Consider the following 23536-nt stretch of genomic DNA (forward strand, 5'->3'; position numbering starts at 1 on the left):
ACTGCATAACCGACGTTGACCGGACAGGCCCGCCGCGCGCAACATGGCGGGACGAAGCGGCGGTCTGCACAGGCCGCCTCACCTGTCCGTCGAGAGGCAGGGCGGAAATTGGGGGAGCGGCGATGAAGACGGGGACGATTCTGGGCGTGGTGCTGACGGTGGCGATGCCCGCGGCGGCGCAGACAGCGGCGCCTGCACCGGCACCGGCACAGGCCACGGCGGAGAAGGTGACCTACATCCACGCCGGCCGGCTGCTCGCCGATCCGACCAAGGCTCCGCGGGGAAATTCCACGATCGTCGTGCGCGGTGGTAAGGTCGCGGAAGTCCGCGACGGCTTCGTTACGCCCGAAGGCGGCGCGGCACTGGTCGATCTGAAGGACCGCTATGTCCTGCCGGGCCTGATCGACATGCACGTCCATTTCTATTCGTCGGGCTATCCGTTGAAATCGCGGCTGGAGGCGTCGGGCGTGGACAAGGAGGACGCCTTCGTTGCGGCGGCGGGCCGTGCGAAAGCGACGCTGCTGACCGGCTTCACCACCGTCCGCGACCTCGGCGCTCCCGAGCCGCGCGGCATCCGCGCACTGCGCGACGCGATCGCCCGCGGCGATCTGGAGGGGCCGACGATCGTCAATGCCGGCCGCATGATCTCGGTCACCGCGGGCCATGGCGACGCCAACGGCCTGAAGGAGGATTACGCCCACGCCGAGCGGATGGAGGCGACGCATCTGTGCAACGGCGCCGACGACTGCCGCCGCGCGACCCGCGAGCAGATCTTCACCGGCGCGGACGTGATCAAGTTCGCCGCGTCGGGCGGCGTCGGCTCGAACATCGCCGGTGGTCTCGAAGCGCAGATGACGCCGGAGGAAATGAAGGCGATCGTCGACACCGCCCACAGCTTCGGCCGCAAGGCGACGGCGCACGCCCATGGCAAGTCGGGCATCGACATGGCGCTCCGGGCCGGCGTCGATTCGATCGAGCACGGCAGCTACATCGACGACGAGACGATCCGCCTGTTCAAGGAAAAGGGCGCCTATCTGGTCCCGACGATGCACGCCTTCGAAAGCGTCATCCGCCAGAGCCGCGCCGGCGAGCGCCCCGCTGCCTCTGCCGCCAAGGCCGAGGAGGTGGCCAAGGTCGTCAAGGACAGCCACCGCCGCGCCTTTGCACAGGGGGTGAAGGTCGCCTTCGGCACCGACTCCGGCGTCGGCCCCCACGCGACCAATGCGCTGGAATTCGGTTACATGACCGCCGTCGGCATGCCGGCCGCACAAGCGATCCGCACCGCAACCGTGGACGCAGCGGCGCTGCTCGGCCGCGAAAACCGCATCGGCCGCATCGCGCCGGGGATGGACGCGGATATCATCGCGGTTGCAGGCGATCCGATGGCGGACGTGGCCCGGCTGAACGCGGTGGACTTCGTCATGCAGCGCGGCGCGGTGCGGAAGATGGCGGGGAAGGTGGCGCTGTTTCCGGCGGAGTGAATGTACGGATAGTTCGGCCGGTCCGCCTGCCGCACCACCACCCCTTGCGCTCGTGACCCGATAGGGTAAACGCCGCTTCCCTCAGCTGGTACGCGCCCCGGGGGGCGGCGCCGGCGTCTCATTTGGAGCGAGCAATGACCGATAACGTGTCGGCCGAGCAGCTGCGCCTGTTCATCGAGCGCATCGAACGGCTGGAAGAAGAAAAGCGCGGAATCGCCGACGATATCAAGGACGTCTACGGCGAAGCGAAGTCGACCGGCTTCGACGCGAAGACGATGCGCAAGATCGTGTCTCTGCGGAAGATGGAAAAGCACCACCGCGACGAGGCGGATGCGTTGCTGGAAACATACCGCAACGCGCTGGGTCTCGTCTAAGCGACGTCGGCGTTTCCGCGAGCGCGGGACTTCATCTTCCGCGCATAGCACGCGGCCGATCCGGGAGATGGGTCCCCGCCTGCGCGGGGACGAGGGATTTGGTGGCGGCCGGACGTAAGCTAAGGCGCGTCCGGTTTTTCCGGCGCGAGTTTTCAGCCCATGTCCAAGCCCCCGCTCAACGAGCTCGCCCAGCAACTGCTCGGCAAGCCCGCAGCCCAGCTCGATCCCGAGGAGCGACGCGTCCTCGAAACGATCGAGGCAGGCACGCTGGTCAGCCGCGATGCCGGCGACGTTGCCGACGAACGCGAGAGTTTCGGCGACCGGCTGTCGGACCGGGTCGCGGCGATCGGCGGCAGCTGGGGCTTCATCATCGGCTTTTCGCTGGTGCTGGTCGGCTGGATGCTGCTCAATTCTGACGTGTTGTCGCACTTCGGGATGGCATTCGATCCCTACCCCTACATCTTCCTCAACCTGATGCTGTCGACGGTCGCCGCGATCCAGGCGCCCGTCATCATGATGAGTCAGAACCGCCAGGCATCGAAGGACCGGCTGGCTGCCAGTCTGGACTTCGAAACCAACCTGAGGGCGGAAATCGAAATCCTGCGGCTGCACCACAAGCTGGACGTCGCGGTGGTCGAGCGGTTGCAGGCGCTGGAGGCGAAGATCGATGCGCTCGGCGATGGCGGGATAAGTTCACCCCGTTCGCGCTGAGCTTGTCGAAGCGCTGCACTTTCTACTATCGGCCATTCGCACAAGAAGGGCAGGGCTTCGATACGCTGGGCCCGAACGGAAGAGAGTCATGGCAGGCCATTCAAAATTCAAGAACATCATGCACCGCAAGGGCGCGCAGGATAAGAAGCGCTCGGGCATGTTTTCGAAGCTCAGCCGCGAAATCACCGTCGCGGCGAAGATGGGCCTGCCCGATCCCGACATGAACCCGCGGCTGCGCGCCGCGATCAACGCCGCCAAGGCGCAGTCGATGCCGAAGGACAATATCCAGCGCGCGATCGAAAAGGCGTCGAAGGGCGATACCGAGAATTACGAGGAAATCCGCTACGAGGGCTTCGGCCCAGGCGGCGTCAGCCTGATCATCGAGGCGCTGACCGACAACCGCAACCGCACCGCGACCAATGTCCGCACCGCGGTGTCGAAGAACGGCGGCAACCTGGGCACGGCCGGTTCGGTCAGCCACGGCTTCGACCGCGTCGGGCTGATCACCTATCCGGCGACCGCAGGCGATGCCGAAAAGGTGTTCGAGGCGGCCCTAGAAGCCGGCGCCGAGGACGTGACGTCGAGCGAGGACGGCCACGAGATCTGGACCGAACAGGGCTCGCTCCATGAAGTCGTAAAGGCGCTGGAGTCGGTTCTGGGCGAAGCCGAAGGTGCGAAGCTCGCCTGGCGCCCGCAGACGATGGTCGAGGTCGGCGAGGGCGATGCGGCGACGTTGTTCAAACTGATCGACGCGCTGGACGACGACGACGACGTCCAGACCGTATGGGGGAATTACGAAGTCTCCGATGCGGTGATGGAGAAGCTGGGCTGAGTTTCGTAGAAGAGATTTGATTCACGCAAAGGCACGAAGGCGCGAAGAGTGCTGGCCGGCACCTGTGTCGCGCCAGCGAGAGTTTGGCGCTTTCCTCGATCGGCTGCCGCTTGCGCAGCGGATGAGCCACTTGGCGCAGCATCTTCGCGCCTTTGCGCCTTTGCGTGAACAACCCTTCTCTTCTTCCTTTTGCGCAGCAAAGGTCGAACGATGATCATCCTCGGCCTCGACCCCGGCCTCGGCACCACCGGCTGGGGCGTTATCCTGGCGGAGGGCAATCGCCTGCGTCACATCGCCAATGGCCAGATCAGGACCGAGCCGGCGATGCCGCTGCCGCGGCGCCTGTCGAACCTCTACGAAGCGCTGGGCGATGTCATTCGGGCCGAACGTCCCGATAGCGCGGCGGCGGAGGAAGTGCTGGGCAACAGTAACGCGCAGTCGACGCTGAAGCTGGGTCAGGCGCGGGGCGTCGTGCTGCTGGCGGCGGCATCGGCCGGGCTGGTCATCGGCGAATATCACCCCAGCACGGTCAAGAAGGCCGTGGTCGGCACCGGCGGGGCGGAGAAGCGGCAGATCCAAGCGATGGTCGGCGTCCTGCTGCCCGGCGTGAAGCTGGCAGGACCCGACGCGGCCGATGCGCTGGCGGTGGCGATCACCCACGCGCATCACGTCGCGAGCGCCCGGTCGTTGGGGCTTAATCTGCGCCGCGACTGAAACCTTTTGGTAAGGCTTGGCCGCGACAAGCTGGCGGCTGCTTATGTCGAACGACTTCACCGCCCTGTCCGCCGGATCGCCGCGCGCGATGATGGACCGCCGCATCGACACCGCCGTGTCGGCAGGCGTCCTGACGCCGCAGGATCGGGCGGCGGTCGCGGTCGCGCTGGATACGGTCGACCACGGCTTGTCGCGCGATGGTGCCGGCGCGGGCGGGTCGATGAAGGCGCGGATCGACGCACTGATCTCCGCGCAGGTCAACAACGGCACGTTGACCACCGATCAGGGCGTCGCGCTGGAATCCTTCTTCGGTGGCGAAACCACGCCGGAAATCTCGCCGAGCCAGGCCGCGCTGCCGCCGGTCGCGAGCGAGGACAAGGCGCCCCCGGGCGTAAAAACCGCGCGCGAACAGATCGCATCGTTCGAGGCGATGCTCGACCGCATGCGCCGCAGCCTGACGCCGGCGGATATCTATGGCGCCGGGTCGACGGCGGGCAGCGGGCTGGTGTTCAACCGCGACGCTTGAGAGGGCGCGGCTTTCTCATTCGTGCGGGCTGTCGACGTCGGTCGTCTAGGGGACTGGTGGAGCGGCTCTGTTCCGGTTAGGTTCCGGCGGATGACTGTCCTTTCCTTCTGCCACGCCGTCAGACGGGATCGCTTTGCGACCCCGCTGCCCGACGTGGCGTCTCCGCGATTTGCTTTCGCAAATCGGCGGGCGCCCGCTTCATGATCGCTCATCTCAAAGGCATACTGACGTCGACCGCGTCGGACCACGCCGTCATCGACGTCGCGGGCGTCGGCTATCTCGTCGGTGCGTCCGCGCGCACGCTCGACACGCTCGGTCCGGTGGGCGAGGGGGTGACGCTTCACACCGAATTGCTGGTCGGTGAGGATTTCCTGCGCCTCGTCGGTTTCGCCACCGCATCCGAACGCGACTGGTTTCGCCTGCTGACCGGCGTCCAGGGCGTCGGTGCGCGCGTGGCACTAGCGATCCTGTCGGCACTACCGCCCGACGACCTGTCCCGCGCGGTGGCGGCACAGGACAAGGCCATGGTCGCGCGCGCCAATGGCGTCGGCCCGAAGCTCGCCGAACGCATCGTGCGTGAACTGAAGGACAAGGTCGGCACGGTCGCGCTCGGGCCGATGACGGGCACCAGCGCGACCCCGGCGGGGAGTGCCGCAGGCGACGCGATGTCCGCGCTCGGCAACCTCGGCTTCAAGCCGGCGGAGGCCAGCGCGGCGGTCGCGGCGGCGGAGGAGGAGTTGGGGCCGGGGGCAACACTCGACGCGCTGGTCCGGCTGGCGCTCCGGAAGGCGGCGAAGTGACGTTGGCGTCGCTGGACGTCGCCGCGCGAGAGGACTATATCGGGAACATGGCCGATCTCAGCGTCCCCCTGTCGACCGATCTGCAAAGCTATGTCGATGCGCGAGTCGCCGCGGAGGGGTTCGCCGATCCCGCCGCCTTCGTTCGCGCGCTCGTCCAGCGTGATCAGGATGAATATACCCGGGATGTGGCGCGCGTACAGCGTCTGATCGATGAGGGTATTGCGTCCGGTATCATCGACGACGAGCCCGAAAACATCCTGCGCCAGATTATGGACGAAATTCCCGGACGGCATGGCTGACGTTCGCCTGAGCCGGGCGGCGTCGCGTGATTTTCGCGATATTCGGGAAGCGGGGGTTCGCGAGCACGGTGTAGCGGCTTCGGATCGATATATGGCCGGTTTTGAACGCCTGTTCACCCTTTTGCAGGATCAGCCATTGGCGGGACAGGAGCGTCCGGAATTCCGACAGCCGATCCGAAGTCTTTCGCATCGCCCGTATCGAATTCTCTATCATTTTGCCGGTGATACCGTCGTGATCGATCGCATCATTCATCACGCACGCGACGTGCGGCATATCTTGCCGATGGATCAATGACCGACGACCGTATCCTGACCGCCAGCCGCCGGCCCGAAGACGTCGATGCTGCGCTGCGCCCGAAGAGCCTCGACGAATTCGTCGGGCAGAAGGCCGCGCGCGAGAATCTGCGGGTGTTCATCGACGCCGCCAAGTCGCGTGGCGATGCGCTGGACCATGTGCTGTTCTTCGGCCCGCCGGGGCTCGGCAAGACGACGCTGGCGCAGATCGTCGCGCGTGAGATGGGGGTGGGATTCCGCGCGACCTCCGGCCCGGTCATCGCCAAGTCGGGCGACCTCGCCGCGTTGCTGACGAACCTTGAGGATGGCGACGTCCTGTTCATCGACGAGATCCACCGCCTGAACCCCGCCGTCGAGGAAGTGCTGTACCCGGCGATGGAGGACCGCGCGCTCGACCTGATGATCGGGGAGGGGCCGTCTGCACGATCGGTGCGGATCGACCTGCCGCGCTTTACGCTGGTCGGTGCGACGACGCGGCAGGGACTGCTGACCACGCCGTTGCGGGACCGCTTCGGCATCCCGGTGCGGCTGCAATTCTATACGGTCGACGAATTGCTGCGGGTGGTGACGCGTGCGGCCGGGCTCCTCGACCTGCACGTTGCCGACGACGGTGCGCGTGAGATCGCCAGGCGGAGCCGGGGCACGCCGCGCATTGCGGGGCGGCTGCTGCGCCGCGTGCGCGACTTCGCCAATGTCGCGGGCGTCGAAACGGTGGACGCCCGGGCGGCCGACAGCGCGCTGACCCGGCTGGAGGTCGACAACCTCGGACTCGATGCGATGGACCGGCGCTATCTGACGATGATCGCCGACATCTATCGCGGCGGGCCGGTTGGCGTGGAAACGCTGGCGGCGGGGCTCAGCGAGCCGCGCGATACGATCGAGGAAGTGATCGAGCCTTACCTGATTCAGCTCGGCCTGATCGCCCGGACGGCACGGGGGCGGTGCCTGAACGGACTGGGGTGGAAGCACCTTGGGCTTGAGCCGCCGACGGGGTCGCAGGACGGGCTGTTTGATTAGGTGGGGAATAGATTCTTCCCCGGGAGGCAGGGCTATCGCAGATGGCCGGGACGCCCCTGGCAACCTGTAGAAGTGCAAGTTTTCGGAGGGTCGTCTCGTCCGACGAGGTCACTGGTGGCCTGAAACTGACCTCGGCTGCGACACAAATGTGGCCTCTCGCGACATAAAGTTCGTATCCGATTTCCTTCCTTCGCCGGAGGGAATCGGATCAGGCGCCTACCGCCTCCGACACATTCGCGAACCCGTCGCGCGCCAGCAGCCGGTCCAGCCCCTTGGCGATCGCGCGCGCCAGCCCCGGTCCTTCGTAGACCAGGGCCGAATAGAGCTGGATCAGGCTCGCCCCGGCGCGGATGCGGGCATATGCTTCGTCCGCGCTGCCGATGCCGCCGGCGGAGATGAGCGGCAGGCGTCCGCCGGTCGCGGCGCGGAAATCGGCAAGGCGCTGCGCCGCGAGCGGGGCGAGCGGGGCGCCGGACAGGCCGCCGGTCTCCACCGCATTGCCGGACTTGAGCGGCGGGCGGGAAATGGTGGTGTTGCTGACGATGAGGGCGTCGATGCGGTGGTCGATCGCGGCGCGCGCGATCTCGTCGATCTGTGGCTGCTCCAGATCGGGCGCGACCTTCAGGAAGAGCGGAGTCAGTGCCGCCGCCTCGCGCGTCGCCGTCAACAATTCGGCGAGCGCCGCGCCGTGCTGAAGGTCGCGCAAGCCCGGCGTATTGGGCGACGATATGTTGATCGTGACGTAATCGGCGCAGCGGCTCGCCCGCGTGACGCCCGTCACATAGTCGGCGGTGCGGTCGGTGGCGTCCTTGTTCGCGCCGACGTTGATGCCCAGCACGCCCTTGCGATCGCGCGGCAGGCGGTCGAGCGCGGCGGTAAGCCCGCCGTTGTTGAAGCCCATCCGATTGATGACCCCCCGGTCGTCGACCAGGCGAAACAGGCGCGGCTTGGGGTTGCCGCTCTGGGGCAAGGGGGTCAGCGTGCCGACCTCGACGCTGCCGAACCCAAGGCCGTGGAAGCCATGGACCGCCTCGCCATCCTTGTCGACGCCGGCGGCCAGTCCGACCGGATTGGGGAAGTGGACGCCCGCGACGATATTGGCGAGCCGCGGGCTCGTTTCCACCCGCCCGGTTCGCGATCCCGCCGCCGCCAGCGCGCGGATGGTCAGGCGGTGCGCCTGTTCGGCGTCGAGGGCGAAGAGGAAGGGGTGGTACCAGCGCATGGCGCAAATCTAGCGGGAAGCGACCGCGCACGTCACCCCCAAGTGTTGGTTGGGCGACTCTGACGCGAGATCGAATTTCGGGTATGGTTGCAACCCGGCGTTCGACGCGATAGTCCTCGACAAAATCGAAAGGAGCGGATGCAGTCATGGCCCTCGACGCGGAGACGTTCGACGCGCTGATTGATACCGTCCGCCGGTTCGTCGCCGAACGGCTGCGCCCGCTGGAGGCGCAGGTCGAGGCGGACGACGCGATTCCCGCCGACATCGTCGATGCGATGAAGGGCATGGGTCTGTTCGGCCTGTCGATCGCTGAAGACTATGGCGGACTCGGCCTGACGATGGAGGAGGAAGTCCGCGTCGCGATCGAGCTGGGGCGGACGACGCCGGCGTTCCGCTCGGCCTTCGGGACCAATGTCGGCATCGGCAGCCAGGGGCTGGTGATGGCCGGCACGCCCGAGCAGAAGGCCGCATGGCTGCCACGGATCGCGAGCGGGGAGGTGGTGACGAGCTTTGCGCTGACCGAACCCGACGTCGGGTCCGATTCGGGGGCGGTCAGGGCGCGGGCCGTCAGGGACGGCGACGTGTACCGCCTGTCGGGGACGAAGCGCTACATCACCAATGCCGACCGCGCCGACCTGTTCACGGTGATGGCGCGGACCGGTGACGATCCCGGTGCGCGCGGCGTGTCCGCCTTCCTCGTTCCGCGCAACCTGCCCGGCGTGTCGGTCGGCGAGCCCGAGAAGAAGATGGGCCAGAAGGGCGCGAAGGTCGCCGACGTTCATTTCGACGACGTGGCGGTGCCGGTCGCCAATCGGCTGGGCGCGGAGGGCGCAGGCTTCAAGATCGCGATGCGCGTGCTCGATCGCGGGCGGCTGCATATCGCCGCGGTGTGCGTGGGTGTCGCGGAGCGGCTGATCGCCGACAGCGTCGCCTATGCGCTCGAGCGCAAGCAGTTCGGCAAGCCGATCGGCGAGCATCAGCTGATTCAGGCGATGATCGCGGATTCGAAGACCGAAGCGCTGGCAGCGCGCGCATTGGTGCTCGACGCGGCGGACCGGAAGGACCGTGGCGAGGACGTCGTGCTCGAAAGCGCCGCGGCGAAGTATTTCGCGAGCGAGATGGTCGGCCGCGTCGCGGACCGCGCGGTGCAGATCTACGGCGGGGCGGGCTATGTCGCCGACCACGGCATCGAACGGCTCTACCGCGACGTGCGATTGTTCCGCATCTACGAGGGCACGAGCCAGATCCAGCAGCTGATCATCGCGAGAGAGACGATGAAGCGGGGCGGGTAGAGATTTGGCCCTCTCCCCTCGGGGAGAGGGCAGACGAGCGGAGCGAAGTCGGGAGAGGGGCAGTGGGCCAACGCCTGAGACACAGCCCCTCTCCCAACCCTCTCCCCTGAGGGGAGAGGGCTTTTCATGGAGAAATCAATGGACACCACCAGCCTCTTTCGCCTCGACGGTCGCGTCGCGCTTGTGACCGGGGGCAGCCGCGGGATCGGCAAGATGATCGCGCGCGGCTTCATCGAGTCGGGCGCGAAGGTCTATATCTCCGCGCGCAAGGCCGACGCCTGTTTCGCGACCGCGGAGGAACTCGGGCCGAACTGCATCGCGCTGCCGCAGGACGTGTCGACGGTCGAGGGGTGCAAGGCGCTGGCCGAGCAACTGGCCGAGCATGAAAGCGCGCTCGACATTCTGGTCAACAACGCCGGCGCCGCGTGGGGCGTGCCGTTCGAGGAGTTTCCCGAAAGCGGCTGGGACAAGGTCATGGACCTGAACGTCAAGTCGCCCTTCTTCCTGACCCAGGCGCTGCACGGCGCCCTGAAGGCCGGAGCGGCGCGGTCGCGGCCAGCGAAGGTTATCAACATCACCTCGATCGACGGCATGCGACTGAATGCTTGGGAGACGTACAGCTATCAGGCGTCGAAAGCGGCGCTGATCCAACTGACCAAGCGCATGGCCGCGCGGCTGGTGCAGGACGGGATCAACGTCACCTCGATCGCGCCCGGCGCCTTCGCCAGCGACATGAACAAGGCCGCGCGCGACCATGGCGAGCATGTCGCCAAGGGCATCCCGGCGGGACGCATCGGCGAGGCGGAGGACATGGCGGGTGTCGCGATCTACCTCGCCAGCCGGGCGGGGGACTATGTCATCGGCGAGACGATCGCGGTGGACGGCGGGCTGGTGCACGCGTCGCTGGGGACCAGCATCGGGCATTAAGTACAAGTAATCCTCCCCTTCTAGGGGAGGTGGCAGGCCGCAGGCCTGACGGAGGGGTCTTCAGCCATCGATAGCGCGACACCCCTCCGTCGCGCTGACGCGCGCCACCTCCCCTTGCAGGGGAGGTCTGGCTTCACCCCGCCGGTGTCACCTCGATCACGTCCAGCGTCGATTCGAACGCCGGTTGCGGCAGGACGATGCGCCAGCGGCGGGCGGCGACACGCTCGACCGTGCCGGCCATGTCGCGCATCCGATCCTGGCCATAGCGCAGCGGCGTCGGTTCGTCGGTCAGCGCCAGCGTGCCGAGGAAGACGCCGCGCGATGTTGTGTCGGGATAGAGCAGCCCGTTCACGCGCTGCGCGCCCTCCGCCTGCGTCAGGCGCAGCAGTCCGCCGTCGGCGGCAATCCGACAGGGGAGCGCGGGTTGTACAGCGACCGGCGCGCGGCTGTCGTCACGAATGCCGAGCTTGATCGTGCGGCAACGATAGTCGCCCGCCGGCGGCACCGGATCGCTGCCGAGCGCACGATCGGGTTCGAGCAGGGCGCCTTCGCTCGCGACCGCCGCCGACCCGCCCCGCGCGCGGACGGTATCGAGCGCGGCGGTCCAGCTGTCGCGGCCGGTGCGGATGCGGGTGCGGTCGTCGGCCGTCGCCGCCTCGCGCCAGTTGACCGCCGCCGGCGTGCGGCATTCCGCGGCATCGCTCGCAGCGCTGTCCTGCGCCGCGCACAGCGCCAGGCCGGCGAGCAGAACCGCGATCGTCATGCCGCGGTCCAGCCGCCGTCGACCGACAAGTTCGCACCCGTGATCTGCGCCGCGGCATCGCTGCACAGGAACAGCGCGGTGGCGGCGACCTGTTCGGGGGTCACGAACTGCTTGGTCGGCTGGCCCGCCAGCAGCACGTCGTTGATGACCTGATCGCGCGTCAGCCCACGCGCCTTCATCGTGTCGGGAATCTGGTTCTCGACCAAAGGCGTCCAGACATAGCCGGGCGAGATGCAGTTGGCGGTGACGCCGAACGTCGCCAGTTCGAGCGCGACCGTCTTGGTGAAGCCGGCCAGGCCATGTTTGGCGGTGACATAGGCCGACTTGAACGGCGAGGCGACGAGGCTGTGCGCCGAGGCGGTCTGGACGATCCGCCCCCATTTCTTTTCCTTCATGTACGGCACCGCGAGGCGGGTCGTGTGGAAGGCCGCGTTGAGGTTCAGCGCGATGATGAGATCCCATTTGTCGAGCGGGAACTCCTCGACCGGCGCGACATGCTGCATGCCGGCGTTGTTGATCAGGATGTCGACGCCGCCGAACGCGTCGGCGGCCTCCCGCATCATCGCCTCGATCTGGTCGACCTTGGTGAGGTCATGGCCGGAATAGAGCGCCTTGCCACCGCTGGTCGCCTCCAGCGCGGCGCGCTCCTTCTCGACCGCGTCCGCATCGCCGAAACCGTTGATGACGATATTCGCGCCTTCGCCCGCCAGCGCCTTGGCGTAGGCCAGGCCGATGCCCGAGGTGGAGCCGGTGATGAGGGCGGTCTTGCCTTTCAAGAACATCGAGTGACTCCAGTTATACGAGATTGCAGGAATAGCCGCTCCCCGTTCGCCCTAAGCTTGTCGAAGGGCTGTCCTTTTCTTTGTGCCGCTTGGGATGGGGCACGAAAGAAGGGCAGTGCTTCGACAAGCTCAGCACGAACGGGGGAGGGGGCACATTTCACCTCACCCCCGCGTCAAATCGAACGCTGCCGTCCGCCCGTCGAGGATGTTGCTCGCCACCAACCGCGACTTGGCCATCGTTTCGGCCACCGCGGCACGGCCGGCGGTCCAGTGTTCGCGCATCGTGCGGGCGGAGAATTCGAAGTCGCGCGCGCCGCCTTCCCAAGCGTTGGCGCGGTAGATCAGGTGGACCAGGCTGACCGGCATCTCGTCCGCCGCGCTCGCCAGCGCCGCGACATCGGGATCGTCGCGCAGGTCGGGCGGCAGCTTCGCGATCAGCTTGCGGATCGCCTCGCGTTCCTGGCGCAGGCGCAGCCGTTCGGCCGACACCTGACGCGTCCGGCTGGAGAAGCGGATTTCCTTTTCGCGCGCCATCACGTCCATGATCGTCTTCGGCCGGTCGGCGCTGGCGGAGAATAGATCGACCTGAAAAACCAGCATTTCCGCGCTCTGGTGATCGAGCACATGCGTCAGCGGGGTGTTCGACACGATCCCGCCGTCCCAATACCAGCGCCCGTCGATCTCAACCGGGGGGAGGCCCGGCGGGAGTGCCCCCGACGCCATGATGTGGCGCGCGTCGATCCGGTCGGTCGTCGTATCGAAATAGCGGAAATTGCCGCTCTCGACATCGACCGCGCCGACCGACAGTCGCACCGGACCCGTGTTGAGCAGGTCCCAGTCGACGAGCAAGTCGAGCGTCTTCGCCAGCGGCGCAGAATCGTAGAAGCTGAGCGCGGCTGGCGATCCCGGCGCGGCGAGCGCGGGCGGCATGCCTCGGGGCGTGAAGAAACCGGGCACGCCGGTCATCATCACCGACATCGCCGACCATTCATGGACGAATTCGCGGACCTGATCCTGCGGGAAGATCGGGAAGCTGGGCAGCGCCGAAGTCGCGGTGTCCCAGAACGCCTTCAGCCGTTCCACGCGCCGCTCGGGCGGATTGCCGGCGACGATCGCGGCATTGACCGCCCCGATCGAGATGCCTGCGACCCAGTCGATCTCGATGCCGGTGTCCGCGAGCGCTTCGATCACGCCGGCCTGATAACTGCCGAGCGCACCGCCCCCTTGCAGGACCAGTGCGACGCACTCCGGCAACGGCAGCGCGGCGTCGCGCTGTCGCAAGGGGCGGCGGGGATCGGCATCAGCCATCGGCGCCCTCAATGGCTCCGCTGGCAGTTGGTTGCAACCTCCCGGGACCTTTACGCATTTACGTGACGCAAAAGTAATGAATGAAGGGGGCAGGCGTTATGCGTCTCGACGATCTCGATCCCAGCGATAACGTCCGCGATCTCGGGTCGGGCGGCGGCGGTGGCGGCGGCATTCCGATCCTGGGGATGCTCCTGCCCTTCCTGTTCCGCGGCAAGCTGGGCTGTGGGTCGCTTGTCCTCGTCGCCATCGTCGGCGCGTTTCTGCTGTTTTCCGGCGGGCTGGGCTCGCTGACCGGCGGCGGTGGCGGTGGTCAGCGCACCGGCGGGTCCGAAACCGCCGGAAAGGCAGGCGCGCAGGTCTGCAATACCGCCGATCGCCTGCTGTCGTGCCGCGTGCTCGAATCGACCGAACAGGTCTGGGAAAAGGTCTTCGCCGCGAACGGCCAGCGCTATCAGGCACCGACGCTCAGCTTCTACCAGGGCGGCGTCCAGTCGGGCTGCGGTGCCGCGTCCGCAACGGCGGGGCCATTCTATTGCCCGGCGGACAACAACCTGTACCTCGACACGACCTTCTTCGACGAATTGTCCAACCGCTTCGGCGCGAAGGGCGATGCCGCGCAGGCCTATGTCATCGCGCATGAGGTCGGCCACCATATCCAGAACCTGACCGGCGCCGCACAGCAGGTGTCGCAGATCCAGCGCAGCGGCGACCAGCGGGCAGGCAATGCGGCCTCGGTGCGCCTCGAACTTCAGGCCGACTGCTATGCCGGCGTCTGGGCCAAGCAGAGCGGCCGGCTGGAGCCGGGCGACATCGAAGAAGGCCTGACCGCCGCCAACGCGATCGGCGACGACACGCTGCAAAAGCAGAGCGGCGGTGCAGTCGTGCCCGACAGCTTCACGCACGGATCGTCCGCCGAACGCGTCCGCTGGCTGAAGCGCGGGCTCGACTCCGGCGACCCGGCGCAGTGCGATACGTTTTCGGGGGCGGTGTGAGGGCGGATCGCCGGGCTTGTCGCGGCCCGGCGGTCGGGTTTAGAAGCGGCTATCGACCGAGTGGCATCTAGGGTTCCGGGCGAGAGCCGCTGGACCGAGCGATGCAGAGACCGCGGGTGTTCCCCGGCTGCACCCAAGGGATAAAAGCCCAGGGGCGGAGACGTCGAGATCAACCGGTGCGTCCGCGCGCCAAAGGGGGGTCTTCATGTCGCTAGTCTCGTTTACGCTCGTCGTCCTCGCCGCCTTCGTCCACGCCGGATGGAACCTGCTTGCCAAGCGGGCCGCGTCGGTCGGACCGGTGTTCGTCTTCGCCTATAATTTCGTCGCCTGCGCAGTGTACGGTCCGTGGGCGATCTATCGCCTCGCCCATGACAGCAGCCATTGGAGCGGGGCGGGTTTAGCGCTGGTCGCACTAAGCGGGATATTGCACCTCGCCTACAGCCTATGCCTGCAGCGGGGCTATCATGTTGCGGACCTGTCGATCGTCTATCCGGTCGCACGGGGTACCGGGCCTTTGCTGTCAACTATCGGTGCCTTCCTGATCCTGAGCGAAGTCCCGAGTCTGCTCGGATTATCCGGGTTGGGGCTGGTCGTAGTCGGCATATTGATGATCGCGACCGGCGGCGACTGGCGCGCGTTTCGGCGGCCGGGCGGGCAGGCGGGTGTGCGCTGGGGAGCCGCGACCGGCGGGTTGATCGCATCCTACACCGTCGTCGATGCTTATGCGGTGAAGGCGATCGGTATCGCGCCGGTGGTGCTAGACTGGCTCGGTAATCTGATGCGCTTTACCCTGCTGGCGCCGGTTGCCGCGCGGAACCCCGGGCGTGCGGTCGCAGCGATGCGGGGGCATTGGGGAACCGCGATCGGTGTGGGGGTGCTGTCGCCGCTTTCCTACATCCTCGTTCTTGTCGCATTGAAGGACGGCGCGCCGCTCAGCCTGGTGGCCCCGATGCGAGAGATGTCGATGATGGTCGGCGCTCTGCTGGCGATGCTGGTGTTGAAGGAGCGGGTCGGGACCGGGCGGCTGATCGGTTGTGCGCTGGTTGTCGGCGGAGTCGCACTGCTGGCGACTCAGTAAAGCTCTTGACCCGCTCGCCTGCTTAGGAAAAGATTGCTGTACGGGCCTTATCCGCGGACGCCCGTTCAGACGGCGACCGTCCAAGTTCCGCTCCACCGGTCGCGCCTGCGACCTTGGGAGCGTGTATGATGACTGAGACTAGCCCCGCCCGTCCCCCCGCCATCGGCCTGACGGCGCTTTTCCTGAAATTCCTGCGCTTCGGTGCCCTCGCTTTCGGTGGACCGGTCGCGCAGATCGCGATGGTGTGGGAAGCGCTGGTCGAGCGGGAAGGGTGGATCGATCGGGCGCGGTTCAACCGGTTGCTGGCGGTACTTCAGGTGTTGCCGGGGCCGGAGGCGCATGAGTTGTGCGTCCATCTGGGCATGGTCGCACGCGGGCGGATGGGCGGGTTGCTCGCGGGGCTGGGGTTCATGCTGCCGGGCTTTGTCCTGATGCTGCTGGCCGGCTGGGCCTATACCGCGTTCGTCGCCGGGCATGTCGCGCTGGGCAGTGCGCTGCTCGGCGTGCAGATCGCGGTATTGGCGATCATCGCGCGAGCGGTGGTGCGGATCGGCGGGCATATTTTGGAGGATCGCTGGCTGTGGGGCATCGCCGGGGCGTGCCTCGCCGCGACGCTGGCGGGCGTGCCGTTCGCGATCCTGCTGGCGGCGGGCGGGGCGACCTATGCGCTGGCCGAGCGGCCGCTGTGGGTGGCGGGCGTCGTCGCGGCGGCGGTGCTGGCGGTGGTCCTGCTCGCGTCGATGCCTGCGCAGTCCGTTGCGGCGGCTGGACCGGCGGGGGCAGTCACCACAGCGATGCTGTTCGTCGCGGGGCTGAAGGGCGGGCTGTTGACCTTTGGCGGCGCGTACACCGCGATACCCTATGTTCGCGCCGATACCGTCGGGCGCGGGTGGCTGAGCGATGCGACCTTCCTCGACGGCATCGCGCTGGCCGGAGTATTGCCGGCGCCGCTGGTGATCTTCGCGACCTTCGTCGGCTATGTCGCCGGGGGCCTCGGCGGCGCGGTGGCGATCACGCTCGGGATGTTCCTGCCCGCCTTCGCCTTTTCGCTGATCTTCTTCGAACGACTGGAGGCGATCGTCGAGCGGCCGGCACTTCACCGGCTGCTGGCGGGCGTCGCGGCGGCGGTGGTCGGGATCATCGCAGCGACCTGGGTGCAGATCGGCGGGGCGACGGTAGCCCGGGTCAGTCAGGTGCCGGTCGCGATTGCGCTGTTCGGCGCGGCGCTGGCTGTTGTGTGGCGGGTGAAGGGGGCGTGGGTGACGCCCGTCGTGCTGGCGGTGGCGGGTGTCCTGGGCTGGGTGGTGGGAGTCTGACCCTTCTTCCCCTTGCAGGGGAGGATCCCAGCAAACAAAACGGCCCGGGCATCGCTGCCCGGGCCGCCTGCGTGACCCGTCCGGCTTGGGACGGACGGACCAACCCGATCGTCCGGCCTCAATAGGTGCCGGAGAAGCTCTTGTTCAGGTTCGTCTTGCCGCTGTCGTCGGTGTCACCGCTGCCGGTACGGTTGCTGGCCGTATTGGTATCCCCGAACATCGCGCCCGACTCTTCCTCGTCGCGCCACTGCTTCTTGGCCTCGTCCGACGACTTGGAGATCTTCACCTTGTCGTCGACTGACGAGATCCAGCTCGATGGGATCGAGTGGTGGCGGCCGCCCGCGTCGACGTCGGTCTTCGTCAGGATGATGCGGTCGCCGCGGACCTTGTCGACGGTGCCGACATGCGTGCCGTCCGAACCGACGACTTCCATATGCTCGGTCACCTTCGAGAGCGAATCGCGCTGGGTCTGGCGGTTGGAGCGCCAGCTGCTGAATTCGTTCTCGAACTTCTTGCCGTTCTCGCGGCGATATTCGCTGTAGTCGCGGTCGAGCGCGTCGATCTGGCCACGGCGCCAGTTGTGGTAATCGTCGTCGCGACCATAAGCGGTCGTGTTGCCCATGCGCTCGTCATAGCGCTGGTCATATTCGCGGCGACGCTCGGCGTCCTCGTCACCGAACCACGAGCGGACTTCGTCGCCGGCGCGCGCCATGAAGCCGCGGTCCTGATAGTCGTAGCCCTGCGGCGCCCGACCATAGTCGCGCTGGCCGCGGTTCTGGTTGCCCTGGCTCTGCTGACCGGTCCAGCTGTTGCCGCGGTCGTTGTGCTGGCGACCCCAGTCGCGGTCACGACCGTAGCTGTCGCGGCCATAGTCGCCGGTCTCGGTGAAACGGTGACCGTCATGGCCGTACGAGCCATGCCAATCACTGCTGCTGCCGCTATTGCCGGTGCTGCCGCCGCCGAAGCGCTGCTGGCCATAGCTGCCGCGGTTATAGTCGCGGCCCTGGTTCATATCGCGATTGCCGCCGTAATAGTCGCGGTTCTGCGAACCATAGCTTTCACGTCCGCCCGAACTGTTCGAGCGGTCGTCGCGGCTGCCATAGCCGGTGCCGCCGCCGCGGAAGTTGCGGTCCTCGCGCCCAGTCATATCGCCTGCGGCACGATAATCACGTGCGCTGGAATAGGTATAGTCGCGGCCCGATCCGTAATCGCGGCCGTAATCCTGCGGATCGCGATCGTAATTGTTCGGGGAATCATAGTTGCGGTCGTTCGCCATCTGACAAGCCTCCTGCACAAGCATACGGGACGCACGGATGAGCATCTTACCCTCTCCGGCGCCTGCTATCGTCAAAAGGGTCGACGAGGCGGATTTGTTCCTGATGCAAGGCAATCCGAACCGACGAGGCGAGGCGTAGCTGCGCCCATCGCCCGCGTACGAAAACACACGCGCAGGCGTTGCATCGCGACCAGCATGTGGCTAAGGGGGCGAGCCCGGCGGCGCTAACAGGTGCGGCCGGCTTCGAGAGTGCGGGGCTGTAGCTCAGATGGGAGAGCGCTGCAATCGCACTGCAGAGGTCAGGGGTTCGATTCCCCTCAGCTCCACCACCCGCTCTCGACACAGACGCACTCGCCCTGCCTGACGCTGCAAGCCCATTTGGAAACGGGTTCCCTGGCGCCTCGCACGCGCTTTTGATCCTTGTTCCAAATTAGGTTGCCCAAATGCCGTTCGAAAATCTGCCTACCGTCCTCGCCGACGCGCTGACCGCGCGTGGCTATGAAGCGCTCACCCCTGTCCAGGCCGAAGCCACCGCCGATGAAGCGGTCGGTCGCGACCTGATCGTCTCCGCCCAGACCGGATCGGGCAAGACCGTCGCCTTCGGCCTCGCCGCCGCGCCCGACCTGCTGGTCGACGGCAAGCTGCCGCTCGCCGGTGCGCCCCTCGCGCTCGTCATCGCGCCGACGCGCGAACTGGCGTTGCAGGTCAGCCGCGAACTCGGCTGGCTCTACGCCGGCGCGAACGCACGCATCGCGACCTGCGTCGGCGGCATGGACGCCAGCCGCGAGCGGCGTGCGCTGAACGGCGGCGCGCATATCGTCGTCGGCACGCCGGGGCGTCTGCGCGATCACCTGGAGCGTGGGGCGCTGGACCTCGGTTCCTTGCGCGTCGCGGTGCTCGACGAAGCGGACGAGATGCTCGACATGGGCTTCCGCGACGATCTGGAGGGCATCCTTGATACGACGCCGGAGGGGCGTCGGACGCTCCTGTTCTCGGCGACGATGCCTAAGCCGATCGTCGCGCTCGCCAAGCGTTACCAGCGCGACGCGCTGCGCATCTCGACGGTGGGGGAGAACCGCGGGCACGGCGACATCGCCTATGTCGCGGTGCCGGTCGCGCCGTCGGATATCGAACACGCCGTCATCAATCTGCTGCGCTTCTACGAAGCGGAAACGGCGATGCTGTTCTGCGCCACGCGCGACAATGTCCGGCACCTGCACGCCAGCCTGGTCGAGCGTGGCTTTGCCGCCGTCGCGCTGTCGGGCGAGCATAGCCAGAACGAGCGCAATTCCGCGCTGCAAGCCCTGCGCGATCGTCGTGCCCGCGTCTGCGTCGCGACCGACGTCGCCGCGCGCGGCATCGACCTGCCGACGCTCAGCCTCGTCGTCCATGTCGAAATGCCCCGCGATGCCGAGACGTTGCAGCACCGCTCCGGCCGCACCGGTCGCGCCGGCAAGAAGGGGACGGCGGTCCTGATCGTGCCCTATCCGCGCCGCCGCCGCGTCGACATGATGCTGAAGGGCGCGCGGATCAACGCCGAGTGGCGCGACCCGCCGACCGTCGAGGACATTCGCGCGCAGGACCGCGAACGGCTGCTCGCCGACCTGCTCGCGCCGGTCGAGGTGGACGAAGAGGATACGGCGCTGGCCGAGCGCCTGATGGCGGAAAAGACCCCGGCGGAAATCGCCGCCGCGCTGGTCCGCGCGCACCGCGCCGCACTGCCGGCGCCCGAGGAACTGGTCGATCGCACCGCGCTGTCGCCGCTGGAGCAGAAGGGTCACCGCGCCGGCTTTGACGACACGGTGTGGTTCCGCATGGACATCGGCCGTCGCCAGAACGCCGATGCGCGCTGGATCCTGCCGCTGATCTGCCGCCGCGGTCATGTGACCAAGGCGGAGGTCGGCGCGATCCGCATCGGCCAGATGGAAACGAGCTTCCAGATTCCCCGCAGCATCGCCGACCGTTTCTACGACGCGGTGAAGCGCAGTGCGGGCGAGGACGAAGTCACCATCATCCCCGGCGACGGCCCGCCTCCCCAGGGCGGCGGCAGCGCTCGCCAGCGCGGCGGCCCGAACCGCCCGCAGCAGCGTCCCGGCGGCGGCGCACCCTATCGCGCGAAGCCAGCCGGGCCGCGCGGCCCGCGGCGGGGCTGAGGACTGAACTAAGGAACGTATTCTCCCCGTTCGTGCTGAGCTTGTCGAAGCACCGTTCTTTGAGCCGCGAGCACTGACTTTGCGGCACGAAGAACGGTGCTTCGACAAGCTCAGCACGAACGGAATATGGAGCGTTGCATCTTTGACGGCCCGTCCAAATCCCCTATCGCCCCCGCCATGCTCCGTATCCTCGTCGACGCCGATGCCTGCCCGGTGAAGGAAGAAATCTACCGCGTCGCCTGGCGCACCGACGTTCCCGTCGCGATCGTCAGCAACAGCCGGATGCGCGTCCCCGACCATCCGCTGGTCAAGCAGGTGACCGTGTCGGACGGGTTCGACGCCGCCGACGACTGGATCGCGGACAACAGCGACGGTCGGGCGATCGTCGTCACCGCCGACATCCTGCTGGCCGACCGCTGCATCAAGGCCGGTGCGACCGTGTTGGCCCCGAACGGCAAGCCGTTCACCGCGAGTTCGATCGGTACGGCGGTCGCGACGCGGGCGATCATGGCCGACCTGCGGGCCGGGGCTATGGGCGATCCCATCGGCGGGCCCAAGCCCTTCGCGAAGGAAGATCGCTCGCGCTTCCTGTCCGCGCCTGACGCCGCCATCGTACGCTTGCGGCGCTGAATCCCGTTTCAACCGTTCGTGTCGAGTAGGCATCGAGCTTGTCGAGATGGCGTATCGAGACGCATTTCTCGATACGCGCTCTCGACAGGCTCGATCGCTACTCGAAACGAACGGAGTTTGCTTGACCGACCCGACCCCGATTCCCGCCGCGACGGTCGTGATCTTCCGCGACCGCGCCGGCGCGCCGCCGGAAATGTTGATGGTCGAACGATCGGCGGCGATGGTCTTTGCCGGAGGGGCGATGGTGTTTCCCGGCGGTCGGGTCGACCCCGGCGATCACGCCTTGGCGGTGGCGCTGGGGCTGGATGACGAAGAGGGTGTGGGCCGGATCGCGGCAGCCCGCGAATCGATCGAAGAGGCGGGTGTCGCGCCGGGCGTAATGCCGGGCGACTCGGACACGATCGCGCGGTTGCGGACGCTGCTGCACGGCGGTGCCACGATGGGCGCGGCGCTCGACGCGGTCGGCGCGACCTTCGACCCGCATGCGCTGTTGCCCTTCTCGCGCTGGCTGCCGCTCGGCATGCGGCACCGTATCTTCGATACGCATTTCTATCTCGCGCGACTGCCGGACGATGCGCCAGAGCCATCGGTCGACGCCACCGAGAACAGTCGCCTCGTCTGGACCACGGCCGCCGACATGCTGGCCGAGGCCGATGCGGGGCGAGCGACGATCATCTTCCCCACGCGCCGCAACCTCGAACGGCTGGCGCTGTTCGCCGATTTTGCCGCCGCCGCCGCCGATGCCCGCGCCCACGTCATCCGCCCGATCACGCCGTGGTTCGAGGATCGCGACGGCGTGCGGCACCTCTGCATTCCCGCAGACCTGGGCTACCCCGTCACCGCCGAGCCTGCCGACACGGTGCGCCGCGCGTGAAGGGTGTGCGCCAGTTCCTGATCGCGATGACGGTCGCGGCGGTCGCGCTGGCCGTGGTGTTCGGCATCTACGCCGTGGTGAAATCGCGGCCGCAGGACCTGCCGTGGACGCCCCTCGACCTCGCCGAAAAGCCGGGAATGTTCACCGGGCGCAAGCTGGCCGCGCTGGGCGATGATTTCCCCGAGTGCCGCGCGCTCCTCGACAGGGCGGGGGTGCGCTATACTGCGCTCGAACCGCTGCGACCGGCGGAGTCCGCGTGCGGCTATGCCGATGGCGTGCGGCCGACCGGCGGGGCGGCGGCGTTGCGCTATGCGCCGGCGGGGCTCGGCATGGCGTGCCCGGTCGCGGCGGCGATGGCGATGCTGGAATGGAACGTCGTCCAGCCCGCGGCAGAGAAGCATTTCGGGTCGCCGGTGCGGACGATCGAGCATTTCGGCAGCTATAACTGTCGCCGGATGTACGGGCGCAGCGCGGGCGACTTCAGCCAGCACGCGACGGCGGATGCGATCGATATTGCCGGCTTCGTGCTGGCGGACGGGACGCGGATCAGCGTGGTGCGCGACTGGGACGGATCGGGCGCGAAGGGCGCCCAAAAGGCGGCGTTCCTGCGCGAGGTGCGCGACGGTGCCTGCCAGCTGTTCGCGACCACGCTGTCGCCGGACTATAATGCGGCGCACCGGGACCACTTCCATCTCGACCAGGCTGACCGCGGCGCGATGGGTTTCAGGGCCTGTCGTTGACAGCCGGCGCTCCCGCGTAGGCGGGAGCCCAGGGCCGCGGGCCGGCTCGTTTGCGACTCTGGGCTCCCGCCTGCGCGGGAGCACGCCAAGTCATTCGACCGTCTGTTCGATCACCCCGAAGATCGGATGATGCTTGTCATCCTCCGCCCAGATTCGAACCGTGTCGCCCTTCTTCAGAAACGGCGTCTCCGCCTTTCCGCGCAAGATCGTCTCCACCGTGCGTACCTCAGCCAGGCAGGAATAGCCGACCCCGCCGTCCGCGATCGGCTTGCCGGGACCGCCGTCCGCGTCGCGGTTGCTGACGGTGCCCGAACCGATGATCGTCCCCGCGCCCAGTTTGCGCGTCCTGGCCGCATGCGCGATCAGCGTGCCGAAGTCGAAGGTCATGTCCTCGCCTGCCTCGGCGCGGCCGAATGGCTGGCCGTTCAGGTCAACCATCAGCTTGCGATGGAGCTTGCCGTCGCGCCACCAATCGCCCAGCGCGTCGGGGGTCACGAAGACCGGGGAAAAGGCGCTTGCCGGTTTGGACTGGAAGAAGCCGAAGCCCTTGGCCAGCTCGCCGGGGATCAGGTTCCGCAGACTGACGTCGTTGGTCAGCCCAACCAGCAGGATCGCATCCAACGCCTGTTCCCGGCTGGCGCCCTGCGGCACGTCGCCGGTCACGACGACCACTTCCGCCTCCAGATCGCAGCCCCACGCCTCGTCGGCCAGCGGGATCCCATCGCGCGGCCCCAGGAATCCGTCGGACCCGCCCTGATACATCAGCGGGTCGTGCCAGAAGCTTTCGGGCATCTCCGCCGAGCGCGCCTGCCGAACCAGCGCGACATGGTTCACATAGGCCGATCCGTCCGCCCATTGATAAGCGCGGGGCAGGGGGGCGGCAGCGTCGTGCTCGTGGAAGCGGATGCGCGGGATGACTTCGTGGTCGAGATCGGTCTGGAGATTGCGCAGGTCGGGCAACACCCGGTCCCAGTCGTCCAGCGCGGCTTGCAGCGTCGGGGCGATATGCGTCGCATCCGCGCACCACGCGAGATCGTTCGACACCACCACCAGTCGGCCGTCACGTCCGTGCTTCAGGCTCGCAACTTTCATGCATCGTCTCCCAGCTTTGCGCGTTTCATGCCTTCCGCAACGG

Annotated in this window: 25 protein-coding genes and 1 tRNA gene; 20 read left to right on the forward strand and 6 right to left on the reverse strand. The window is 67.3% G+C overall.

The features are described 5' to 3' along the window. Positions 1-122 precede the first annotated feature (122 nt). The 10 genes from ACFSC3_RS00300 to ruvB all read left to right on the forward strand — a co-directional run bounded on the left by ACFSC3_RS00300 (position 123) and on the right by ruvB (position 7048). A complete protein-coding gene (locus ACFSC3_RS00300; protein ID WP_380937583.1) occupies positions 123-1481 on the forward strand; it encodes a metal-dependent hydrolase family protein in 1359 nt (452 codons plus the stop codon). A gap of 134 nt (positions 1482-1615) precedes the next feature. Beyond that, positions 1616-1855: a DUF2312 domain-containing protein gene (locus ACFSC3_RS00305; protein WP_294288154.1), complete on the forward strand. Its 240-nt coding sequence runs from the start codon at positions 1616-1618 to the stop codon at positions 1853-1855. Positions 1856-2014: 159 nt separating this feature from the next. Next, positions 2015-2566: a DUF1003 domain-containing protein gene (locus tag ACFSC3_RS00310; RefSeq protein WP_380937585.1), complete on the forward strand. Its 552-nt coding sequence runs from the start codon at positions 2015-2017 to the stop codon at positions 2564-2566. Between the two features lie 88 nt (positions 2567-2654). Further along, the gene (locus ACFSC3_RS00315; protein WP_380937587.1) at positions 2655-3398 is read left to right on the forward strand and encodes a YebC/PmpR family DNA-binding transcriptional regulator; all 744 of its coding nucleotides are present in this window, start codon (positions 2655-2657) and stop codon (positions 3396-3398) included. Between the two features lie 210 nt (positions 3399-3608). Continuing rightward, positions 3609-4112, forward strand: coding sequence for a crossover junction endodeoxyribonuclease RuvC (gene ruvC, locus ACFSC3_RS00320; RefSeq protein ID WP_380937589.1), 504 nt, complete (start codon positions 3609-3611; stop codon positions 4110-4112). Between the two features lie 43 nt (positions 4113-4155). Beyond that, entirely contained in the window at positions 4156-4638 is a 483-nt protein-coding gene (locus ACFSC3_RS00325) for a hypothetical protein (protein WP_380937591.1), read from the forward strand. 200 nt (positions 4639-4838) lie between these two features. After that, positions 4839-5438: a Holliday junction branch migration protein RuvA gene (gene ruvA / locus ACFSC3_RS00330; RefSeq protein ID WP_380937593.1), complete on the forward strand. Its 600-nt coding sequence runs from the start codon at positions 4839-4841 to the stop codon at positions 5436-5438. Positions 5439-5485: 47 nt separating this feature from the next. Further along, positions 5486-5737 carry a ribbon-helix-helix domain-containing protein gene (locus ACFSC3_RS00335; RefSeq protein WP_380937595.1) on the forward strand — a complete coding sequence of 84 codons (252 nt, stop codon included), beginning with the start codon at positions 5486-5488 and terminating at the stop codon, positions 5735-5737. After that, positions 5730-6032, forward strand: a complete 303-nt coding sequence (locus ACFSC3_RS00340; RefSeq protein ID WP_380937597.1) for a type II toxin-antitoxin system RelE/ParE family toxin — start codon at positions 5730-5732, stop codon at positions 6030-6032. The genes ACFSC3_RS00335 and ACFSC3_RS00340 overlap by 8 nt, the downstream gene beginning before the upstream one ends. Beyond that, positions 6029-7048 (forward strand): Holliday junction branch migration DNA helicase RuvB, encoded by a 1020-nt coding sequence (ruvB, locus tag ACFSC3_RS00345; RefSeq protein ID WP_380937599.1) that lies wholly within the window; start codon positions 6029-6031, stop codon positions 7046-7048. The genes ACFSC3_RS00340 and ruvB overlap by 4 nt, the downstream gene beginning before the upstream one ends. Positions 7049-7256: 208 nt before the next feature. Here the strand turns inward: ruvB and ACFSC3_RS00350 are convergent, their stop codons facing one another. Next, positions 7257-8270 carry a quinone-dependent dihydroorotate dehydrogenase gene (locus tag ACFSC3_RS00350; RefSeq protein WP_380937601.1) on the reverse strand — a complete coding sequence of 338 codons (1014 nt, stop codon included), beginning with the start codon at positions 8268-8270 and terminating at the stop codon, positions 7257-7259. A gap of 146 nt (positions 8271-8416) precedes the next feature. Here ACFSC3_RS00350 and ACFSC3_RS00355 point away from each other — a divergent pair, with 146 nt between their 5' ends. Both ACFSC3_RS00355 and ACFSC3_RS00360 read left to right on the forward strand, forming a co-directional pair. After that, on the forward strand, positions 8417-9562 hold the full coding sequence (locus ACFSC3_RS00355; protein ID WP_380937603.1) for an acyl-CoA dehydrogenase family protein: 1146 nt from the start codon (positions 8417-8419) through the stop codon (positions 9560-9562). Positions 9563-9700: 138 nt separating this feature from the next. Continuing rightward, on the forward strand, positions 9701-10489 hold the full coding sequence (locus ACFSC3_RS00360; RefSeq protein WP_380937605.1) for an SDR family oxidoreductase: 789 nt from the start codon (positions 9701-9703) through the stop codon (positions 10487-10489). Between the two features lie 133 nt (positions 10490-10622). Here the strand turns inward: ACFSC3_RS00360 and ACFSC3_RS00365 are convergent, their stop codons facing one another. From ACFSC3_RS00365 to ACFSC3_RS00375, 3 genes are all read right to left on the reverse strand, one after another. Further along, positions 10623-11252: a DUF4893 domain-containing protein gene (locus ACFSC3_RS00365; protein WP_380937607.1), complete on the reverse strand. Its 630-nt coding sequence runs from the start codon at positions 11250-11252 to the stop codon at positions 10623-10625. After that, the gene (locus tag ACFSC3_RS00370) at positions 11249-12034 is read right to left on the reverse strand and encodes a 3-hydroxybutyrate dehydrogenase (protein ID WP_380937609.1); all 786 of its coding nucleotides are present in this window, start codon (positions 12032-12034) and stop codon (positions 11249-11251) included. The genes ACFSC3_RS00365 and ACFSC3_RS00370 overlap by 4 nt, the downstream gene beginning before the upstream one ends. Positions 12035-12196: 162 nt before the next feature. Continuing rightward, positions 12197-13342 (reverse strand): patatin-like phospholipase family protein, encoded by a 1146-nt coding sequence (locus ACFSC3_RS00375; RefSeq protein ID WP_380937611.1) that lies wholly within the window; start codon positions 13340-13342, stop codon positions 12197-12199. 98 nt (positions 13343-13440) lie between these two features. On the opposite strand from ACFSC3_RS00375, the gene ypfJ reads away from it, so the two are divergent. The 3 genes from ypfJ (at position 13441) to chrA (ending at position 16728) form a co-directional block, all read left to right on the forward strand. Next, a complete protein-coding gene (ypfJ, locus tag ACFSC3_RS00380; protein ID WP_380937613.1) occupies positions 13441-14334 on the forward strand; it encodes a KPN_02809 family neutral zinc metallopeptidase in 894 nt (297 codons plus the stop codon). Positions 14335-14539: 205 nt separating this feature from the next. After that, positions 14540-15412, forward strand: coding sequence for an EamA family transporter (locus tag ACFSC3_RS00385; protein ID WP_380937615.1), 873 nt, complete (start codon positions 14540-14542; stop codon positions 15410-15412). A gap of 125 nt (positions 15413-15537) precedes the next feature. Further along, positions 15538-16728, forward strand: a complete 1191-nt coding sequence (chrA, locus tag ACFSC3_RS00390; RefSeq protein ID WP_380937617.1) for a chromate efflux transporter — start codon at positions 15538-15540, stop codon at positions 16726-16728. A gap of 118 nt (positions 16729-16846) precedes the next feature. Here chrA and ACFSC3_RS00395 read toward each other — a convergent pair whose 3' ends face one another. Continuing rightward, a complete protein-coding gene (locus ACFSC3_RS00395) occupies positions 16847-18004 on the reverse strand; it encodes a DUF2171 domain-containing protein (protein ID WP_380937619.1) in 1158 nt (385 codons plus the stop codon). A 253-nt stretch (positions 18005-18257) separates the two neighbouring features. Between ACFSC3_RS00395 and ACFSC3_RS00400 the strand changes: the two genes are divergently transcribed. The 5 genes from ACFSC3_RS00400 (at position 18258) to ACFSC3_RS00420 (ending at position 22401) form a co-directional block, all read left to right on the forward strand. After that, a tRNA-Ala gene (locus ACFSC3_RS00400) sits at positions 18258-18333 on the forward strand. A 114-nt stretch (positions 18334-18447) separates the two neighbouring features. Beyond that, the gene (locus tag ACFSC3_RS00405) at positions 18448-20157 is read left to right on the forward strand and encodes a DEAD/DEAH box helicase (protein WP_380937621.1); all 1710 of its coding nucleotides are present in this window, start codon (positions 18448-18450) and stop codon (positions 20155-20157) included. Positions 20158-20334: 177 nt separating this feature from the next. After that, complete coding sequence (locus tag ACFSC3_RS00410; protein ID WP_380937623.1) at positions 20335-20787, forward strand: YaiI/YqxD family protein; 453 nt, start codon at positions 20335-20337, stop codon at positions 20785-20787. Between the two features lie 121 nt (positions 20788-20908). Continuing rightward, positions 20909-21661 carry an NUDIX hydrolase gene (locus ACFSC3_RS00415; protein WP_380937625.1) on the forward strand — a complete coding sequence of 251 codons (753 nt, stop codon included), beginning with the start codon at positions 20909-20911 and terminating at the stop codon, positions 21659-21661. A 26-nt stretch (positions 21662-21687) separates the two neighbouring features. After that, positions 21688-22401, forward strand: a complete 714-nt coding sequence (locus ACFSC3_RS00420) for an extensin-like domain-containing protein (protein WP_380938520.1) — start codon at positions 21688-21690, stop codon at positions 22399-22401. Between the two features lie 90 nt (positions 22402-22491). Here ACFSC3_RS00420 and ACFSC3_RS00425 read toward each other — a convergent pair whose 3' ends face one another. After that, positions 22492-23493 carry a fumarylacetoacetate hydrolase family protein gene (locus tag ACFSC3_RS00425; RefSeq protein ID WP_380937627.1) on the reverse strand — a complete coding sequence of 334 codons (1002 nt, stop codon included), beginning with the start codon at positions 23491-23493 and terminating at the stop codon, positions 22492-22494. Positions 23494-23536: the final 43 nt, after the last annotated feature.

The organism is Sphingomonas floccifaciens, from assembly GCF_042681125.1.
Taxonomy (GTDB): Bacteria; Pseudomonadota; Alphaproteobacteria; order Sphingomonadales; family Sphingomonadaceae; genus Sphingomonas; species Sphingomonas floccifaciens.